Raw genomic sequence first — 17,235 nt, forward strand, 5'->3', positions numbered from 1 at the left:
CTCACCGCAGGTCGCCGCGGCCCCGCACACCCGCACGGCACCGGGCCCCACCCGCGTCACGCCCGCCCCCTCATCGGGTCGAGCACCCGCCCGACCGCCACGAACACGCCCTCCACGACCAGGGCGAGCGCGGCCACGAGCACGGCGCCCGCGACCACTTGCGGCGTGTCCTGAAGGTTGAACCCGGCGGTGATGATCCGCCCGAGCCCGCCCTCGCCGGCCATCGCGGCCAGCGTCGCCGTCGCGATCACCTGCACCGCCGCCGACCGGAGCCCGGTCATCACCAGCGGGTACGCGAGCGGCAGCTCGACCCGGGCGAAGACCTGCCCGCCGCTCATCCCCATGCCGCGCGCCGCCTCCACCACCGAGCGGTCGACCTCCCGCATGCCGACGTACGCGTTCGTCAGCAGCGGCGGGACCGCGAACAGCACCAGGGCGATCAGCGTCGGTATGTCACCGTGCCGGCCCAGCGGGGTCAGCGTGAGCAGCACGAGGACGGCCAGGGTCGGCACCGCGCGCCCCACGTTCGAGACGTTGATCGCGAGGGCGCCGCCCTTGCCGATGTGGCCGAGCCACAGGGCCAGCGGCAGCGCGATCAGACAGGCGACGCCGAGGGCGACACCGCTGAAGTACAGGTGCTCGGCCAGGCGGTGCCACACCCCCTTCTCGCCCTGCCAGTTGGCTCCCGTGCTCAGCCAGTCGTAGGCCCCCGATATCGCGTTCATGCGACCTTCTCCGGCGTGCGCGGCTCAACGGCGTCCGCTGTTGCGCGCAGGCGAACCCCGCGCGTCTTCCGTACGGACACCCGCGTCCACGGGGTGAGCCATCGCTGGACCCCCAGCAGCAGCAGGTCGGCGAGGATCGCGAGCAGCACGCACAGCACCGAGGCGGTGAGCACCTGCGCCTTGAAGTCGCTGTCGAGGCCGTCCAGGATCAGCGTGCCCAGGCCGCCGTAGTCGACGATCGCGCCGACCGTGGTCAGCGCCACCGTGGACACCGTGGCGATGCGCACGCCCGCCAGCAGCGCGGGCAGCGCCAGCGGCAGTTCGACCTCCCACAACAGCCTCACCGGCCCGTACCCCATCCCGCGCGCGGCCTCCCTGGCCTCGTCCGGGACGGCCTGCAGGCCCGCCAATATGTTGCGCACGAGAATCGTCAGCGAATACAGGACGAGCCCGGTGACGACCAGCGAGACGGAAAGGCCGAAAAGGGGCAGCAGCAGCGAGAACATCGCGAGCGACGGAATCGAGTAGAAGACCGTGGTCAGCCCGAGCACCGGGCCCGCGAATGCGCGTCGGTGCCGCGCGAGCAGCGCGAGCGGGAACGCGATGAGGACACCGATCGCCACCGAGGCCACCGTGATGCCCACGTGCTGGACCGTCGCGTCGACCAATTCCTGGCTGCGGGTGCGCAGATACTCCCCGCACACCCAGTCATTGGCCACCAGGCAGTTCTGCTCGCTCACCCCGCCCACCTCCCCCGATTCCCCGAACGTATGTCAGGCGTCCGCACCCGTGCACACAGGTTTTCGACTGTCGACGACCCTAGCCCCCACCACTGACAATGGCCGATACCCGTCCCCCGGCTGCAACACCGCCTTCACACAACTGCCGTGTACGGGCGGTCCGAACACGACCGCGCCCCGGCAGAATGGGGTCCCATGATCCGGTTCGAGCACGTCAGCAAGCGGTACGCGGACGGCACCACTGCCGTCGACGACCTGTCCTTCGAGGTGAACGAGGGCGAACTGGTCACGCTCGTCGGCCCGTCGGGCTGCGGCAAGACCACCACGATGAAAATGGTGAACCGGCTCATCGAACCCACCGAGGGCCGGATATTCCTCGACGGTGACGACATATCCGAAATCGATCCGGTGCGACTGCGGCGCCGCATCGGATACGTCATCCAGCAAGTGGGGCTCTTCCCGCACAAAACGGTGCTCGACAACACCGCGACCGTGCCGCACCTGCTCGGCGTCAAGCGCGCCAAGGCCCGCGAGCGCGCCGCCGAACTCCTCGACCTGGTGGGCCTCGACCCGAAGGTCTTCGGCGACCGCTACCCCGAGCAGCTCTCCGGCGGACAGCGCCAACGGGTGGGCGTGGCCCGGGCCCTCGCGGCCGATCCGCCGGTCCTGCTGATGGACGAGCCGTTCGGCGCGGTCGACCCCGTGGTCCGCGAGCACCTCCAGACCGAGTTCCTGCGCCTGCAGCAGACGCTCGGCAAGACCGTCCTGTTCGTCACGCACGACATCGAGGAGGCCGTCCGCCTCGGCGACCGCATCGCCGTCTACGGACAGGGCCGCGTCGAGCAGTTCGACACCCCGTCGGCCGTCCTGGGCGCCCCCGCCACCGACTACGTGGCCGACTTCGTGGGCGCCGACCGCGGCCTCAAGCGCCTCTCGGTCACCCCGATCGAGGAGGGCGACCTGGAGCAGCCGCCCGTCGTGCACCTCGACGACCCGCTGCCCCGGGAGCTGGACGCCCGCTGGGCCGTCGTCCTGGACCACGACAACAACCTGCACGGCTGGATCTCCGCCGAGCACGCGCGCGCGGGCACCGGCACCGTCCGCGACCGGGCCCGCCGCATGGAGGCCTGGCTGCCCGTCGGAGCACCCCTGAAGCAGGCCTTCGCGACGATGCTCCAGCACGACGCGGGCTGGATCGCCGTCATCGACGAGAAGTCCGAGGGCCGCTTCCTCGGCGTGCTGACCCCGGCCCGGCTGCACGAGGCGCTGCGCCGCTCCACCGCGGCCGACGCCCAGGACATCCCGCGCGCGGACGTGCAGTTGGAGACGGTGCAGCAGCTGGTCACGTGAGCCGCCGGCTCAGCCACTGAAGCGTCGCCGGGATCTCCCGGCGCCACGTGTTGAAGTTGTGCCCACCGCTGTCGAGGATGATCGACGACACGCGCGTGGGCGACTTCACCTTGCCGATGAACTCCTGTGTGCGCCGGTAGTTGCTCTCGCCCTGCTTGCTGCTGGTGACCAGGAGGGAGGTCCCGGGCGGCGGCAGGTGGTCCAGGGACCACATCAGGTCCGCGCGGTCGCGCGCCGCCCGGTCGCCGTGGAAGAGGTCGCCGGTCGTCGGGTCGGACGGCGCCTCGTAGTACGCGGACAGGCCGGCCCCCGCCCCGTAGACACCGGGGTGGTGCATGGCCACCTTCAAGGCGCAGTAGCCGCCCGTGGAGTCGCCGACGATGCCCCACTTGCCCGCCGTCCGGTAGCGGGCGCCGATCTCGTCGGGCAGGTCCTTCGCGAAGAACGTCTCCGTCCGCGGACCGCCCGGCACGTCCACGCACTCGGTGTCGCGCGGCGGCGCCACGGTCGGCCGCAGCATCACCAGGATCATCGGCTGCATCCGGCCCGCCGCCGCCTCCGCCCGCGCGGTCTGCGGATAGCGCAGCCCCTTCACGAGCGCCTGCGCGGTGCCGGGATAGCCGGTCAGGACGACGGACGCCGGGAAGGCGCGGTGGGCGTACCGCGGCTGGAAGTACTCCGGCGGCAGATAGACGTACGCGGCCGTCGCGATGTGCGTCGTCCGCCCGACGACGTCCACCTTCTGCACCTGCCCGCCGAGGCTCGCCCGCTCCCCCGCCTGCCCGCCCACCCCCTGCCGGGAAACCACCTGCACGGGCCCGCCGTTGCCCGCCACGTCGTGGTCCCTGACCACGCCCTGGCCCTTCTCCTGCCCGAAGAGATCGGCCCACGTCGCGTAGAAGCCGAACGCCTGGTTGGCGGCCAGGCCGACCGCCGCGAACACCGCCACCTGGGTGAGGAGCAGCAGCCCCACGCGGCCGCCGACGGACCGCCAGGTGCGATGGGCCAGACGCGGCCACAGCAGGACGGTGCCGAGGAACAGCGCCACCGCGAACAGCACCGCGAGCGCCAGCACTTTGTGGCTCGTGAGACCCATCCGACGTTCCTGTCCTACGCGTTGGGAACCGCCCGCACACCGGTGCGGTGGCTTTCCCCGCCCTTGCCGCACCCTTTGCGGCTCTTTTCCGGCCGGGAGTGAACCCGATTCCCTCTCCCCCCGTCCTAAAGGGCGCACGTCGCGGATGCCGCTTTTGGTACCGCGTTCACGTTTCTCGCAGAACTACGGGAATGCGATGTTCGTCAGGATAGATGCGGAAAGCTCGCGAGGGGTTCCGGGCCGGGTGAGGCGGGTGATGCGCGGCCCCCGCCCGGAAGCCGTACCGACCCTGATCGCCCGGGCCTGCCTGCTGGTCGGCCTCCTCGACATCGCGGCGGGCGTCTTCCCGCGCTTCCGGCACAGCCGGATGCACACCCTGGCGGAGGTCCTGCCGGGCACGCTCGGCCCGTTCGCCGCGGCCCTCGCGCTCAGCAGCGGCGTCCTGCTGCTCCTGCTCGCGCACGGCCTGCGGCGGCGCAAGCGGCGCGCCTGGCGGGCCGCCGTGGTGCTGCTGCCCGTCGGCGCCTGCGCCCAGTTCGCCTACCGGCACTCGCTCGCCGGCATCGTCATCCCGCTGGTCCTCCTGTGGGTCCTCGCCCGCAACCGCGGCCAGTTCGACGCACTCCCCGACCCGCGCAGCCGCTGGCGCGCCCTCGCCAACTTCGTGGTCATGGGCGCCGGTTCGATCCTCGTCGGCCTCGCCATCGTCAGCGCCCATCCCCGCCACCTCGTCGGCGACCCCAGCCTCGCCGACCGCCTGGAGCACGTCCTGTACGGCCTGTTCGGCGTCGACGGCCCCCTCGACTACGCGGGCCGCACCTCGAACACGGTGGCCTTCTCGCTCGGCGCCCTCGGCATGGTCACCGCCCTGACCACGATCTACTTCGCGTTCCGCCCCGAGCACCCGGCCGCCCGCCTCACCGAGAACGACGAGACCAGGCTCCGCGCCCTCCTGGACAAGCACGGCGCCCGCGACTCGCTCGGCCACTTCGCACTCCGCCGCGACAAGGGAGTCGTCTTCTCCCCGAGCGGCAAGGCCGCCGTCTGCTACCGCGTCGTCTCCGGCGTGATGCTCGCCAGCGGCGACCCCATCGGCGACGTGGAGGCGTGGCCCGGAGCCATCGAGCGCTTCATGGACGAGGCCAGGGCCCACTCCTGGACCCCCGCCGTCATGGGCTGCTCCGAGACGGGCGGCGAGGTGTGGACCCGCGAGACCGGCCTCGACGCACTGGAACTGGGCGACGAGGCGGTGGTGGCCGTCGCGGATTTCTCCCTGGCCGGGCGCGCGATGCGCAACGTGCGCCAGATGGTCAAGCGGATCGAGCGGGGCGGTTACGAGACCCGGGTCCGGCGCGTCCGTGACGTCGCCCCCGCCGAGCTGGCCAGGATCCGCCGCGCCACCGAGGACTGGCGCGGCACCGACACCGAGCGCGGCTTCTCCATGGCGCTCGGCCGCATCGGCGACGCCTCCGACGGAGCCTGCCTGATCGCCACGGCCCACAAGCGCGACGAAGGCCCATCCGGACCCTACGGAGACCTCAAGGCCGTCCTGCACTTCGTCCCCTGGGGCACCGACGGCGTCTCCCTCGACCTCATGCGCCGCGACCGCACCGCCGACCCCGGGATGAACGAACTCCTCATCGTGGCCGCCCTCCAGGCCGCCCCGAAGCTCGGCATCGCCCACGTCTCGCTCAACTTCGCGATGTTCCGCTCGGCACTCGCGCGCGGCGAGAAGATCGGCGCGGGCCCGGTGCTGCGCGCCTGGCGCGGCCTCCTCGTGTTCCTCTCCCGCTGGTTCCAGATCGAGTCCCTGTACAAGTTCAACGCCAAGTTCCGCCCCTCCTGGGTGCCCCGCTTCGTGGTCTACCGCTCCCCGCAGGACCTCCCGCGGATCGGCTGGGCCGCCATGCAGGCGGAGGGCTTCGTGACCATGCGCCTGCCGCACCTCCCGCGCCGCAGACCACCACGGCCCCGCCCGTGCGCCCACGAGAGCCGGGACCACGAGGTACGGGCGGCCTAGGGCCCGTCCGCCCCACCCCGGCGCAGGCACACCCCCACCGGCTCTAGGCTGGAAGCCATGAGCACGTCGCAGGTCCGCCGGGGCCACGTAGCCAACCTCCCCGTATGGGACCGCTGCGCGGTCATGGGAGTCGTCAATGTGACCCCCGACTCCTTCTCGGACGGCGGCCGCTGGTTCGACACCACCGCCGCGATCAAGCACGGCCTCGACCTCGTCGCCCAGGGCGCCGACCTGGTGGACGTCGGCGGCGAGTCCACCCGCCCCGGCGCCACCCGCGTCGACGAGGACGAAGAGCTCAAGCGGGTCATCCCCGTCGTCCGCGGACTCGCCTCCGAAGGCGTCACCGTCTCCGTCGACACCATGCGCGCCTCCGTCGCCGAGCAGTCCCTGAGCGCGGGCGCCGCCCTGGTCAACGACGTCAGCGGCGGCCTCGCCGACCCGGCGATGATCCCCGTCGTCGCCGCCGCCGGCGCCCCCTTCGTCGTCATGCACTGGCGCGGCTTCCTGGAGGGCGCCACCGTCCAAGGCACCTACGAGGACGTCGTCTCCGAAGTCGTCGGTGAGCTCCACGCGCGCGTGGCGGCGGTCATCGAGGGCGGCATCGCCCCGGACCGCATCGTCGTCGACCCCGGCCTCGGCTTCTCCAAGGAGGCCGACCACGACCTGTCCCTCCTCGCCCACCTCGACCGGCTGCGCGCCCTGGGCCACCCGATCCTGGTCGCCGCCTCCCGCAAGCGGTTCCTCGGCCACGTCCTGGCCGGCGACCAGGGCGCCCCGCCGCCCGCCCGCGAGCGCGACGCCGCCACCGCCGCCGTCTCCGCCATCGCCGCCCACCAGGGCGCCTGGGCCGTCCGCGTCCACGAGGTACGGGCCACCGCCGACGCCGTCCGCGTGGCGCGCGCCGTCGAAGGAGCCCAGTGACCAGCACCGACACCCAGGCCGTCGAGGGCGCCAACCGCGCCTTCTACGAAGCCATGGAGCGCGGCGACTTCGAGGAGCTCACCTCCCTGTGGCTCGCCCCCGAGGACGTCAGCTACGCCGAGGACGCCGACCCGGACGACGCCGAGGACACCTCCATCAGCTGCGTCCACCCCGGCTGGCCCGCGCTCACCGGCCGCGGCGAGGTGCTGCGCTCGTACGCGCTGATCATGGCGAACACCGAGTACATCCAGTTCTTCCTCACCGACGTGCACATCAGCGTCGTCGCCGACACCGCCCTGGTGACCTGCACGGAGAACATCCTCAGCGGCGGCCCCGCCCCCGACGACGGCGAGGAACTCGGCCCGCTCGTCGGCCAGCGCGTCGTCGCCACGAACGTGTTCCGGCGCACCCGGGACGGCTGGAAGCTGTGGTCGCACCACGCCTCGCCGGTGCTCGCCGAATCGGACGACGACCCGGACATCGAGGGCAACGCGGACGACGACGGGTCACCCGCCTGAGTGGGTAGGCGCCTCCGAAAGGACCGGAATCGAGAGCCGGGGGTTCGCGTCGCGATCACGTGGGTATGGGCGGCTACCAGCCGTGAGCCGGCGCCGACCGGGTGGGATCAGTCATAGCCCCCGCGGGCGAGCGGTGTCAGTGCTCGCAGGTAGATTCGATCGAGGCCGGCGCGTCGACCGCACATCGACGGGACCGGCCTCTACCGACGACTGCAGGAGTGATTCGCGTGGATCGTGTCGCGCTGCGCGGCCTCAAGGCCCGCGGGCACCATGGCGTCTTCCCCAAGGAGCGCGAGGAAGGCCAGACCTTCATCGTGGACCTGGTGCTCGGACTGGACACCCGGGCGGCGGCGGCCGACGACGACCTGGCGAAGACCGTGCACTACGGCATCGTGGCGGAGGAGGTCGTGGCCGTCGTCGCGGGCGAGCCCGTCGACCTCATCGAGACGCTCGCCGAGCGCATCGCCCAGACGTGCCTGAAGCACGAGGGGGTCCAGGAGGTCGAGGTCTGCGTCCACAAGCCGGACGCACCGATCACCGTGCCCTTCGACGACGTGACCGTCACCATCACCCGGAGCCGAGCATGAATCAGACTCAGTTCGACCCGACCGTCCAGCCGGTGCCGACTTCCGTGGTGGAGCAGGTCGACGCCGCCGACACCACGCTCTCCAACCCCAAGCGCGCCGTGCTCTCCCTCGGCTCGAACCTGGGCAACCGCCTGGAGACCCTCCAGGGCGCCATCGACGCCCTGGAGGACACCCCCGGCGTCCGCGTCAAAGCCGTCTCGCCCGTCTACGAGACGGAGCCCTGGGGCGTCGAGCCCGGCAGCCAGCCCTCGTACTTCAACGCGGTCGTGGTCCTGAAGACGACGCTCCCGCCGTCCTCGCTCCTGGAGCGCGCCCACGCCGTCGAGGAGGCCTTCCACCGCGTACGGGACGAGCGCTGGGGCCCGCGCACCATCGACGTCGACATCGTCGCCTACGCGGACGTGGTCTCCGACGACCCCGTCCTCACCCTCCCGCACCCCCGGGCCCACGAGCGCGCCTTCGTGCTCGCGCCCTGGCACGACGTCGAGCCGGGGGCCCAGCTGCCGGGCCGGGGCGCCGTCACCGAGCTGCTCGCCACCGTGACCCGCGAAGGCGTCGCGCCGCGCGCCGACCTGGAACTCCGGCTGCCCGAGTAATCGTTAAGGTCGAGTAGGTCCAGCGGGCAGAAGTGCCGACAGGTGAACACATGAGGGGCGACCGACGGGGATGAAGCAACTGCGCATCAGGACGCTGGCCGGTCTCTTCGTGGTCGCCGGAGTGCTGTCCTGGGCGGGCGCCCGCCTGTGGAACTCGGTCGGCACGCTGCCCCGGGTCCCGCTGGCCGCGCCCATCGTCCTCGCGGTGATCGCCGCCATCCTGCTCGCGACGGCCCTGTCCATCCGCTCCCGGCTCCGCGCCCAGCGCGAGCGCCGCCCCGGTGCCAAGGGCGTCGACCCGATGATGGCTGCCCGCGCCCTCGTCTTCGGCCAGGCGAGCGCCCTGGTCGCGGCCCTGGTCGCGGGCATGTACGGCGGCACGGGGGCGTTCCTCCTCGAACACCTGGAGGTCCCCGCCCGACGCGACCAGGCGATCTACGCCGGCTTCTCCGTCCTCGCGGGCATCGCCGTCATAGCGGCGGCCCTGTTCCTGGAGCGCGTCTGCAAACTCCCGGAAGACGACGACACCGAGGGCACGGCACCGGCCGCCTGACGGCTCAGCGCCCGATGATCAGGCTCATCGCCTCGTTACGGGTCGCGGGGTCGCGCAGCTGCCCGCGCACGGCCGACGTGATCGTCTTCGCGCCCGGCTTCCGCACCCCGCGCATCGTCATGCACATGTGCTCGCACTCCACGACGACGATGACGCCGCGCGGCTCCAGGATCTCCATCAGGGAGTCCGCGATCTGCGTGGTGAGGCGCTCCTGGACCTGCGGACGGCGGGCGTAGACGTCGACGAGCCTGGCCAGCTTCGACAGGCCCGTGATCTTGCCGTCGGAGGACGGGATGTAACCGACGTGGGCGACGCCGACGAACGGGACGAGATGGTGCTCGCAGCTGCTCTGCACCTCGATGTCCTTCACCAGGACCATCTCGTCGTGCCCCAGGTCGAACGTCGTCGTCAGCACGTCCTCGGGCTTCTGCCACAGCCCCGCGAATATCTCCCGGTACGCCCGTGCCACCCGCCCCGGCGTCTCCCGCAGGCCCTCGCGGTCGGGGTCCTCGCCGACCGCGATGAGCAGCTCGCGCACGGCGTTCTCGGCCCGCTTCTCGTCGAACTCGCCGATCGAGCCCTCGCCGTCCAACGTCACCGGGTCGGTCATCTGGTGCCTCTTCTCGTATGAACCGGCGCGGCAGCGCAAAAAGCCGCGTCCCCCACACCGTAAAGCGTGGGGGACGCGGCATGCATTCCGGGCCCTGCTGAGGCGACGGTCAGCTCTCGGGGCGGTCTTCCTTCACCGTGTCCACCGGGGTGGTGGCCTCGATGGCGGCAGCCGATCCGTTCGCCCCGTTCGTCAGTGACAGCTCCTTGGGGGAGAGCACCGGCGGGCGGGTCGAGGGGGTGCGGCGGGAGGAGCCGGTCCACGCGGGGCGGGCCGGGCGCTTCACGATCGGGGCGAAGATCTCGGCGATCTGCTCCTTGTTCAGCGTCTCCTTCTCGAGCAGCGCGAGGACCAGGTTGTCCAGGACGTCGCGGTTCTCGACCAGGATCTCCCACGCCTCGTTGTGCGCGGTCTCGATGAGCTTCTTGACCTCTTCGTCGACGAGCGCGGCGACCTCTTCCGAGTAGTCGCGCTGGTGACCCATCTCGCGGCCCAGGAACGGCTCGGTGTTGTCACCGCCGAACTTGATCGCGCCGAGCCGCTCGGTCATGCCGTACTGCGTGACCATCGCGCGGGCCGTACCGGTGGCCTTCTCGATGTCGTTCGCGGCACCCGTCGTCGGGTCGTGGAAGACGAGCTCCTCGGCCGCGCGGCCGCCCAGCATGTAGGCGAGCTGGTCGAGCATCTCGTTGCGCGTGGTCGAGTACTTGTCCTCGTCCGGCAGCACCATCGTGTAGCCCAGAGCACGGCCTCGGGAGAGGATCGTGATCTTGTGGACCGGGTCGGAGTTCGGAGACGCCGCCGCGACCAGGGCGTGACCGCCCTCGTGGTACGCGGTGATCTTCTTCTCCTTGTCCGACATGATCCGGGTCCGCTTCTGCGGGCCCGCGACCACACGGTCGATCGCCTCGTCCAGCATCTGGTTGTCGATCAGCTTGCGGTCCGAGCGGGCCGTCAGCAGCGCGGCCTCGTTCAGCACGTTCGACAGATCGGCACCGGTGAAGCCGGGGGTGCGGCGGGCGACGGCCGACAGGTCGACGTCCTGGGCGACCGGCTTGCCCTTCTGGTGGACCTTGAGGATCTCCAGACGGCCCTGCATGTCCGGGCGGTCGACCGCGATCTGGCGGTCGAAACGGCCGGGCCGCAGGAGGGCCGGGTCGAGGATGTCGGGCCGGTTCGTGGCGGCGATCAGGATGACGCCGCCCTTCACGTCGAAGCCGTCCATCTCGACGAGCAGCTGGTTGAGCGTCTGCTCGCGCTCGTCGTGACCGCCGCCGAGGCCGGCGCCGCGGTGGCGGCCGACCGCGTCGATCTCGTCGACGAAGACGATCGCCGGAGCGTTCGCCTTGGCCTGCTCGAAGAGGTCACGGACTCGGGAGGCACCGACACCGACGAACATCTCGACGAAGTCGGAACCGGAGATCGAGTAGAAGGGCACGCCCGCCTCGCCCGCGACGGCGCGCGCGAGCAGGGTCTTGCCCGTACCGGGCGGGCCGTACAGCAGCACGCCCTTGGGAATCTTGGCGCCGACGGCCTGGAACTTGGCCGGCTCCTGGAGGAACTCCTTGATCTCGTGGAGTTCCTCGACGGCCTCGTCCGAACCGGCGACGTCGGCGAACGTCGTCTTGGGGGTGTCCTTGGTGATCAGCTTGGCCTTGGACTTCCCGAACTGCATGACTCGGGAGCCGCCGCCCTGCATCTGGTTCATCAGGAACAGGAAGACAACGACGATGAGGACGAAGGGCAGCAGCGACAGCAGGATGCCGACGAAGGCGTTCTGCTTGGTCGGGGAGACGGTGTAGCCGTCCGGAATCTGCTTGTCCTCGAACTTGGCCTGCAGGTCCTTGGCCACCGCGACGCCCTGGTCGCCGATGTAGCTGGCCTGGATCTTGTCCGAGCCGTCGACCTTCTGGCCGTCCTTCAGCTCGACCTTGATGGTGTTCTCATCGCCGGTGGTGAGCTTCGCCTGCTTCACCTTGTTGTCGTTGATGGCCTGAATGACCTGGCCGGTGTCCACCGTCTTGTAGCCGCCGGACGAACCGACGACCTGCATCAACACGACCACGGCAAGGACGGCCAGCACGATCCACATGACCGGCCCACGGAAGTATCGCTTCACGTCCATCCATACGGAGCGATGCCGCCCCGTCCCTCCTGCCATAGTGAGTTTGATAAGGCTGTTTGAAGCTGTTTGAAGAACTGTTCTTCGGACGGTACCCCAGCATTGTCACCCGAAGCCGCAGGGGACGGCCGTCAAACTGCCCTTCGCATGCTCCAACGGCGGGAAACCCGTGAGGGTTCCCGCCGATGTGACGCGTGCTCAGCCGCCGTACACGTGCGGCGCGAGCGTGCCGACGAACGGCAGGTTCCGGTACTTCTCGGCGTAGTCCAGGCCGTACCCGACCACGAACTCGTTCGGGATGTCGAAGCCGACCCACTTCACGTCGATGGCGACCTTGGCCGCCTCCGGCTTGCGCAGCAGCGTGCACACCTCGAGGGAGGCGGGCTCGCGCGAGCCGAGGTTGGTGAGCAGCCAGGACAGTGTCAGGCCGGAGTCGATGATGTCCTCGACGATCAGGACGTGCTTGCCCTTGATGTCGGTGTCCAGGTCCTTGAGGATCCGGACGACACCGGAGGACTGGGTGCCCGCGCCGTACGACGACACGGCCATCCAGTCCATGGTGACGGGGGTGGACAGGGCGCGTGCCAGGTCCGCCATGACCATCACGGCGCCCTTGAGGACTCCGACGATGAGCAGGTCCTTGCCCGCGTATTCGGCATCGACCTTGCCGGCCAGCTCGGCCAGCTTCGCGTCGATCTCTTCCTTGGTGATGAGCACCGACTGAAGGTCGGTGCCCATGTCTTTCGCGTCCACCCGCATCACTTTCGGTCGTCCCACCGGCCGCCGCGACGTGAGCCGCGAACTCAGCCTTGCCGGATGACCAGTCTGCCACCCTGTCGCTGGGCGACGACTTTGCCCGGGAGATTGATCTCCCCCTGGCCGCGCCATCCGGTGATCAGACGGTCGACCTCTTCGATGTGGCGGGCGAAGAGCGCACCGGCCGGGGCGCCCGCCTCGATGGCGGCCTTGCGCAGGATGCGGCGGCGTACGGCGGGCGGCAGCGCGTAGAGCTTGGCGCATTCGAGGAGTCCGGCCGCGTCCCGGACGGATTCGGCGGCCTGCTGGGCCCAGGTGTCCAGCGCGTCGGCGTCGTCGCGGGACAGCTGGGCCGTACGGGCGAGTGCCTCGACGACGCCCTTGCCGAGCGCCTTCTCCAGGGCGGGCAGGCCCTCGTGGCGCAGCCGGGACCTGGTGTAGGCCGGGTCGGTGTTGTGCGGGTCGTCCCAGACGGGCAGGTGCTGGACGAGGCACGCCTTGCGGGCGGTCTGCCGGTCGAGCCGCAGGAAGGGGCGGCGGTAACGGCCGTCGGCCCCCGAGACCGCGGCCATTCCGGACAGGGAGCGGATGCCGGAGCCGCGGGCGAGGCCGAGGAGGACGGTCTCGGCCTGGTCGTCGCGGGTGTGGCCGAGCAGGACGGCGGTCGCGCCGTGGCGTGCGGCCGCGGCGTCGAGCGCGGCGTAGCGCGCGTCGCGGGCGGCGGCTTCCGGGCCGCCTTCGCGGCCGACCCGGACGGCGACGGATTCGGCGGGGGCGAGGCCGAGGGCGGTCAGGCGCAGCACGACGTCCTCGGCGCGGGTGTCGGAGCCGGGCTGCAGACCGTGGTCGACGGTGATGCCACCGGCTCGGACGCCGAGTTTGGGCGCTTCGAAGGCGAGGGCCGAGGCGAGCGCCATGGAGTCGGCGCCGCCCGAGCAGGCGACCAGCACGAGCGGCTGTTCGCCGGGGGAGAGCGGGGGGTGTTCGTTGAGGATGTCGTGGAGGACGCGGCGGACCGCCAGGCGTATCGCCGCGACCGCAGGATGGGGACCCATGTCCGGTTCCCTTCATTCCGTTGTCTGGGGGGTGGGCGCCAATCTAAGAACCGACTGGAACGGCTCAGTCGCTCAACGGTGACTCGGTGAATTCAGTCACGCAGAGTGTGTCGATGGTGACAGAGCCGAGCGATTCCCCGAGCATTGCACGCCTGCGCACGGCCTACGGTCCCTCGGATGGGTGATCCTGAGCAATTTTGGGCGTGGCTTACGTGGCGTCGTGAGCGCCGTCTGTCTTGTTGTGCACCCGCGCGACCCAGTCCGCCGGTTTGGCGATCTCCGCCTTGGTCGGCAGCGTGTTCGGCGAGGTCCACACGCGGTTGAAGCCGTCCATGCCGACCTGGTCGACGACCGCGCGCACGAAGCGCTCGCCGTCGCGGTACTGGCGCAGCTTGGCGTCCAGGCCCAGGAGCTTGCGCAGGGCGAGGTCGAGCCGGGAGGCGCCCTTCTGCCTGCGCTGCTGGAACTTCTCGCGGATCTCCCCCACCGTCGGCACGACGGCGGGGCCGACGCCGTCCATCACGTAGTCCGCGTGGCCTTCGAGGAGGGACATGACGGCGGTGAGCCGGGCGAGGATCTCGCGCTGGGCGGGCGACTGGACGAGTTCGACCAGGGAGCGGCCGCCGTCGTCCTCCTCGGTGTCGGGCCGGCCGCCGGCGAGGGACTGGGCGGCTTCCCTGACCCGCTCCAGGAAGGTCGTGGGGTCGACCTCGGTCTCGGCGAGGAACGACTGGATTTCGCCCTCCAGGTGGTCGCGCAGCCAGGGCACGGCCGTGAACTGGGTGCGGTGCGTCTCCTCGTGCAGGCAGACCCAGAGCCTGAAGTCGTGCGGATCCACGTCGAGTTCGCGCTCGACGTGCACGATGTTCGGCGCGACGAGCAGCAGCCGGCCGCCGCCGTCGGGGGCCGCGGGCAGCTCGCGGGTGGCGGGGGCGAAGGTCTCGTACTGGCCGAGGACGCGGGAGGACAGGAACGAGAGCAGCATGCCGAGTTCGACGCCGGTGACCTTGCCGCCGACCGCGCCGAGCACGGCTCCGCCGGGGCCCGAGCGGCGCTCCTGCATCTTGTCGAGCAGCGGCTTGAGGATCTCGCGGAAGCCCGCGACGTTGGCCTTCACCCAGCCCGGCCGGTCGACGACGAGGACGGGGGTGTCGTGCGCCGCGTCCGTCGCCATGCGCGTGTACGCGCGCACGTGCTCCTCGGACTCCTTGGCGTGCCGGCGCAGCTCGGCGACGATGGCGCGGGCCTCGTCGCGGCTCACCTCCGGACCGGGGCGTACGAGTCGGGTCGCGGTCGCCACCGCGAGGTTCCAGTCGACCATCCCTGAAGAAGCAGCACCGCCGATGCTCGTCATGCGTCAACGGTACGTGACCCTCTCCCTACGTGAAGGGGGTTGGACCCGGACTGAACCCTGACTCTCAGCGGCAGCCGCAGTTCGCCACGGAGGAGGCCAGGCGGTCGAGTCCGGCCTGGGCCGCCTGCGGTCCCGGGGCGCCCTCCGTCATGAACGCGAAGACGAGGAGGCGTCCGTCGGCGTCGACGACGGTGCCGGCGAGGGTGTTCACGCCGGTGAGGGTGCCGGTCTTGGCGCGGACCAGGCCCGTCCCCGAGGCGTCGGCGGGGTCCTCGTAGCGGTTGGTGAGGGTGCCGGTGAAGCCCGCGACGGGCAGGCCCGTGAGGACGGAGCGGAGCTCGGGGTGGGCGGGGTCGGCGGCCTTGGCGAGCAGTCCGGTGAGCAGGTCGGCGGAGATCTTGTCGGCGCGGTCGAGGCCGCTGCCGTCGGCGAAGTGGGCGCCGGAGAGCGGGAGTCGGAGCTTGTCCAGCTGCTTGTCGACGGCCCGGCCGGCGCCGTCGAAGCTGTGGCTCTCGTCGGCGGCGATCGCGGTCTGCCGGGCGAGGGCCTCGGCGATGTCGTTGTCGCTGTGCGTCAGCATCCGCTCGACGAGGGCGGACAGCGGCGGCGACTCGACCTTCGCGACGTCCTCGGCCTGCCCGGACGCCTTGCCGGGGCCGGGGTCGCCCTTGGTCCTGACGCCGCGCTCGCGCAGCAGGCCGGCGAACTTCTGCGCGGCCGACGCGGCGGGGTCGGCGGCGCGTCCTGCCGGTCCGCTGTTGGAGTCGTCGAGCCGGGCCTCGTCGGCCATCAGGGCGGTGACCTGGGCGAGGTTCTCGTTGGGGCCGATGGGGTGGGTGGTCGGTCCCGAGTACAGCGAGGTGTCGTACGAGAGGGTCACCTCGGTGGTGCCGCTCTTCTTCAGGGCGGCGGCCGTGGCGTCGGCGAGGGTGCGCAGGCTCGCGGCGTCGTAGGGGTTCTTGGCGCGGGCGGTGAGCGTGGGGTCGCCGCCGCCGATCAGGACGAGTTCCTTCGCGTCCTTCTCCAGGGCCGTGCGGGTGGCGATGCGGTGGTCGGGGCCCGCCGCCGAGAGCGCGGCGACCGCGGTGGCCAGCTTCGTCGTGGACGCCGGGGTGAGGGTGTCTCCGGCGGACTTCCCGTAGAGCCTCTTCCCGGTGACGGCGTCGACGACCGCGGCGGTGCGGTGCGAGCCGAGCGCGGCGTCCTTGAGGAGCGGGTCGAGGACGTCGGCCAGGGCGCGCTCGGTGGGGCCGGGCACGGAGGCGCCGGGCGCCGCGAGCACCGCGGGGGCGCTGGGTGCGGCGGAGGGTGCTCCCGGGGACGTACGGCCGTGATCTGCGCCACCCGTGGCCTCCTGGGAGGCCGCCCGGTGCGCCTCGGCCTTACGCTGACCCGAAGCGTCCCAGGGACCGGCCGAGGCCACCACGACGGCCGCGAGGGCGAGACCCACCGCCGTCGCGCCCACCGTGACGTGCTTGGTCTTGGACCCGGCAACAGTCTTCGCCGCACTCTTCACGAGCTGCGAAGCCTTCAGCTCCGGCACCGCGGACCAGCCCCTTTCGCGATCACACACCTGCGTGAGGGACACTTAACCACTGCCCCTCGCCGCGCGATCACTTCCGGGCGGCACACCGGCTCCGAAGTCGGCTGGGGGTCCGGGGGTCGCTCCCCGGGAGAAGCAGTATCACCAGTCGTTGTGTTGATCATGGAGGAGCCACCGGTGGAGTTCGACGTCACGATCGAGATTCCGAAGGGATCGCGGAACAAGTACGAGGTCGACCACGAGTCCGGTCGCATCCGCCTCGACCGTCGTCTGTTCACGTCGACCGCCTACCCGACGGACTACGGCTTCGTCGAGAACACGCTGGGCGAGGACGGCGACCCGCTGGACGCCCTGGTCATCCTGGACGAGCCGACGTTCCCGGGCTGCCTCATCAAGTGCCGCGCCATCGGCATGTTCCGCATGACGGACGAGGCCGGCGGCGACGACAAGCTGCTGTGCGTCCCGGCGACGGACCCGCGGATGGAGCACCTGCGCGACATCCACCACGTCTCCGAGTTCGACCGCCTGGAGATCCAGCACTTCTTCGAGGTCTACAAGGACCTGGAGCCCGGCAAGTCCGTCGAGGGCGCCGACTGGGTCGGCCGCACCGAGGCCGAGGCCGAGATCGAGCGTTCCTACAAGCGTGCGCAGGACCAGGGCGGTCACTGACCCCCGCGCGTTCACGAACG

General features: G+C 71.0%; 17 protein-coding genes. 8 read left to right on the plus strand and 9 right to left on the minus strand.

The features are described from left to right. Positions 1-56 precede the first annotated feature (56 nt). Complete coding sequence (locus RBJ77_RS42890) at positions 57-725, minus strand: ABC transporter permease (protein ID WP_255979630.1); 669 nt, start codon at positions 723-725, stop codon at positions 57-59. After that, positions 722-1,465 carry an ABC transporter permease gene (locus RBJ77_RS42895; RefSeq protein WP_372349961.1) on the minus strand — a complete coding sequence of 248 codons (744 nt, stop codon included), beginning with the start codon at positions 1,463-1,465 and terminating at the stop codon, positions 722-724. The genes RBJ77_RS42890 and RBJ77_RS42895 overlap by 4 nt, the downstream gene beginning before the upstream one ends. 195 nt (positions 1,466-1,660) lie before the next feature. Between RBJ77_RS42895 and RBJ77_RS42900 the strand changes: the two genes are divergently transcribed. After that, positions 1,661-2,815: an ABC transporter ATP-binding protein gene (locus RBJ77_RS42900; protein ID WP_372349962.1), complete on the plus strand. Its 1,155-nt coding sequence runs from the start codon at positions 1,661-1,663 to the stop codon at positions 2,813-2,815. On the opposite strand, the gene RBJ77_RS42905 is transcribed toward RBJ77_RS42900, so the two are convergent. After that, a complete protein-coding gene (locus tag RBJ77_RS42905; protein ID WP_372349963.1) occupies positions 2,808-3,911 on the minus strand; it encodes an alpha/beta hydrolase in 1,104 nt (367 codons plus the stop codon). The genes RBJ77_RS42900 and RBJ77_RS42905 overlap by 8 nt on opposite strands. A gap of 256 nt (positions 3,912-4,167) precedes the next feature. Between RBJ77_RS42905 and RBJ77_RS42910 the strand changes: the two genes are divergently transcribed. The 6 genes from RBJ77_RS42910 to RBJ77_RS42935 all read left to right on the plus strand — a co-directional run bounded on the left by RBJ77_RS42910 (position 4,168) and on the right by RBJ77_RS42935 (position 9,106). After that, a complete protein-coding gene (locus RBJ77_RS42910) occupies positions 4,168-5,931 on the plus strand; it encodes a phosphatidylglycerol lysyltransferase domain-containing protein (protein WP_372349964.1) in 1,764 nt (587 codons plus the stop codon). Between the two features lie 57 nt (positions 5,932-5,988). Further along, positions 5,989-6,852, plus strand: coding sequence for a dihydropteroate synthase (gene folP / locus RBJ77_RS42915; protein ID WP_372349965.1), 864 nt, complete (start codon positions 5,989-5,991; stop codon positions 6,850-6,852). A 53-nt stretch (positions 6,853-6,905) separates the two neighbouring features. After that, on the plus strand, positions 6,906-7,370 hold the full coding sequence (locus RBJ77_RS42920; protein ID WP_372350024.1) for a nuclear transport factor 2 family protein: 465 nt from the start codon (positions 6,906-6,908) through the stop codon (positions 7,368-7,370). A 227-nt stretch (positions 7,371-7,597) separates the two neighbouring features. Then, positions 7,598-7,957 carry a dihydroneopterin aldolase gene (gene folB, locus RBJ77_RS42925; RefSeq protein ID WP_372349966.1) on the plus strand — a complete coding sequence of 120 codons (360 nt, stop codon included), beginning with the start codon at positions 7,598-7,600 and terminating at the stop codon, positions 7,955-7,957. After that, entirely contained in the window at positions 7,954-8,553 is a 600-nt protein-coding gene (folK, locus tag RBJ77_RS42930) for a 2-amino-4-hydroxy-6-hydroxymethyldihydropteridine diphosphokinase (protein ID WP_372349967.1), read from the plus strand. Before folB ends, folK begins: the two co-directional genes overlap by 4 nt. 70 nt (positions 8,554-8,623) lie before the next feature. Continuing rightward, the gene (locus tag RBJ77_RS42935; protein ID WP_372349968.1) at positions 8,624-9,106 is read left to right on the plus strand and encodes a DUF3180 domain-containing protein; all 483 of its coding nucleotides are present in this window, start codon (positions 8,624-8,626) and stop codon (positions 9,104-9,106) included. A 4-nt stretch (positions 9,107-9,110) separates the two neighbouring features. Here the strand turns inward: RBJ77_RS42935 and folE are convergent, their stop codons facing one another. The 6 genes from folE to dacB all read right to left on the minus strand — a co-directional run bounded on the left by folE (position 9,111) and on the right by dacB (position 16,546). Continuing rightward, positions 9,111-9,716 carry a GTP cyclohydrolase I FolE gene (folE, locus tag RBJ77_RS42940; RefSeq protein WP_372349969.1) on the minus strand — a complete coding sequence of 202 codons (606 nt, stop codon included), beginning with the start codon at positions 9,714-9,716 and terminating at the stop codon, positions 9,111-9,113. 109 nt (positions 9,717-9,825) lie between these two features. Beyond that, positions 9,826-11,841: an ATP-dependent zinc metalloprotease FtsH gene (gene ftsH / locus RBJ77_RS42945; RefSeq protein ID WP_372349970.1), complete on the minus strand. Its 2,016-nt coding sequence runs from the start codon at positions 11,839-11,841 to the stop codon at positions 9,826-9,828. Between the two features lie 195 nt (positions 11,842-12,036). Next, complete coding sequence (gene hpt / locus RBJ77_RS42950) at positions 12,037-12,576, minus strand: hypoxanthine phosphoribosyltransferase (protein ID WP_372349971.1); 540 nt, start codon at positions 12,574-12,576, stop codon at positions 12,037-12,039. A gap of 65 nt (positions 12,577-12,641) precedes the next feature. After that, the gene (gene tilS, locus RBJ77_RS42955; protein WP_372349972.1) at positions 12,642-13,649 is read right to left on the minus strand and encodes a tRNA lysidine(34) synthetase TilS; all 1,008 of its coding nucleotides are present in this window, start codon (positions 13,647-13,649) and stop codon (positions 12,642-12,644) included. Between the two features lie 208 nt (positions 13,650-13,857). After that, positions 13,858-15,003, minus strand: a complete 1,146-nt coding sequence (locus tag RBJ77_RS42960; RefSeq protein WP_372349973.1) for a zinc-dependent metalloprotease — start codon at positions 15,001-15,003, stop codon at positions 13,858-13,860. A 64-nt stretch (positions 15,004-15,067) separates the two neighbouring features. Next, positions 15,068-16,546: a D-alanyl-D-alanine carboxypeptidase/D-alanyl-D-alanine-endopeptidase gene (gene dacB / locus RBJ77_RS42965; protein WP_372349974.1), complete on the minus strand. Its 1,479-nt coding sequence runs from the start codon at positions 16,544-16,546 to the stop codon at positions 15,068-15,070. A 177-nt stretch (positions 16,547-16,723) separates the two neighbouring features. Between dacB and RBJ77_RS42970 the strand changes: the two genes are divergently transcribed. Next, complete coding sequence (locus RBJ77_RS42970; protein ID WP_164303342.1) at positions 16,724-17,215, plus strand: inorganic diphosphatase; 492 nt, start codon at positions 16,724-16,726, stop codon at positions 17,213-17,215. Positions 17,216-17,235 lie beyond the last annotated feature (20 nt).

Source organism: Streptomyces sp. KL116D (assembly GCF_030766975.1).
Classification (GTDB): domain Bacteria; phylum Actinomycetota; class Actinomycetes; order Streptomycetales; family Streptomycetaceae; genus Streptomyces; species Streptomyces longispororuber_A.

What these genes read in the sequence shown, in the direction of transcription:
- RBJ77_RS42900 (WP_372349962.1), top strand. Translation starts at nt 1,661, where the DNA reads ATGATCCGGTTCGAGCACGTCAGCAAGCGGTACGCGGACGGCACCACT.
- folE (WP_372349969.1), bottom strand. Translation starts at nt 9,716, where the DNA reads ATGACCGACCCGGTGACGTTGGACGGCGAGGGCTCGATCGGCGAGTTC.
- RBJ77_RS42920 (WP_372350024.1), top strand. Translation starts at nt 6,906, where the DNA reads ATGGAGCGCGGCGACTTCGAGGAGCTCACCTCCCTGTGGCTCGCCCCC.
- RBJ77_RS42935 (WP_372349968.1), top strand. Translation starts at nt 8,624, where the DNA reads ATGAAGCAACTGCGCATCAGGACGCTGGCCGGTCTCTTCGTGGTCGCC.
- RBJ77_RS42905 (WP_372349963.1), bottom strand. Translation starts at nt 3,911, where the DNA reads ATGGGTCTCACGAGCCACAAAGTGCTGGCGCTCGCGGTGCTGTTCGCG.
- folK (WP_372349967.1), top strand. Translation starts at nt 7,954, where the DNA reads ATGAATCAGACTCAGTTCGACCCGACCGTCCAGCCGGTGCCGACTTCC.
- hpt (WP_372349971.1), bottom strand. Translation starts at nt 12,576, where the DNA reads ATGGGCACCGACCTTCAGTCGGTGCTCATCACCAAGGAAGAGATCGAC.
- RBJ77_RS42960 (WP_372349973.1), bottom strand. Translation starts at nt 15,003, where the DNA reads ATGACGAGCATCGGCGGTGCTGCTTCTTCAGGGATGGTCGACTGGAAC.
- folP (WP_372349965.1), top strand. Translation starts at nt 5,989, where the DNA reads ATGAGCACGTCGCAGGTCCGCCGGGGCCACGTAGCCAACCTCCCCGTA.
- RBJ77_RS42890 (WP_255979630.1), bottom strand. Translation starts at nt 725, where the DNA reads ATGAACGCGATATCGGGGGCCTACGACTGGCTGAGCACGGGAGCCAAC.
- tilS (WP_372349972.1), bottom strand. Translation starts at nt 13,649, where the DNA reads ATGGGTCCCCATCCTGCGGTCGCGGCGATACGCCTGGCGGTCCGCCGC.
- RBJ77_RS42910 (WP_372349964.1), top strand. Translation starts at nt 4,168, where the DNA reads ATGCGCGGCCCCCGCCCGGAAGCCGTACCGACCCTGATCGCCCGGGCC.
- ftsH (WP_372349970.1), bottom strand. Translation starts at nt 11,841, where the DNA reads ATGGACGTGAAGCGATACTTCCGTGGGCCGGTCATGTGGATCGTGCTG.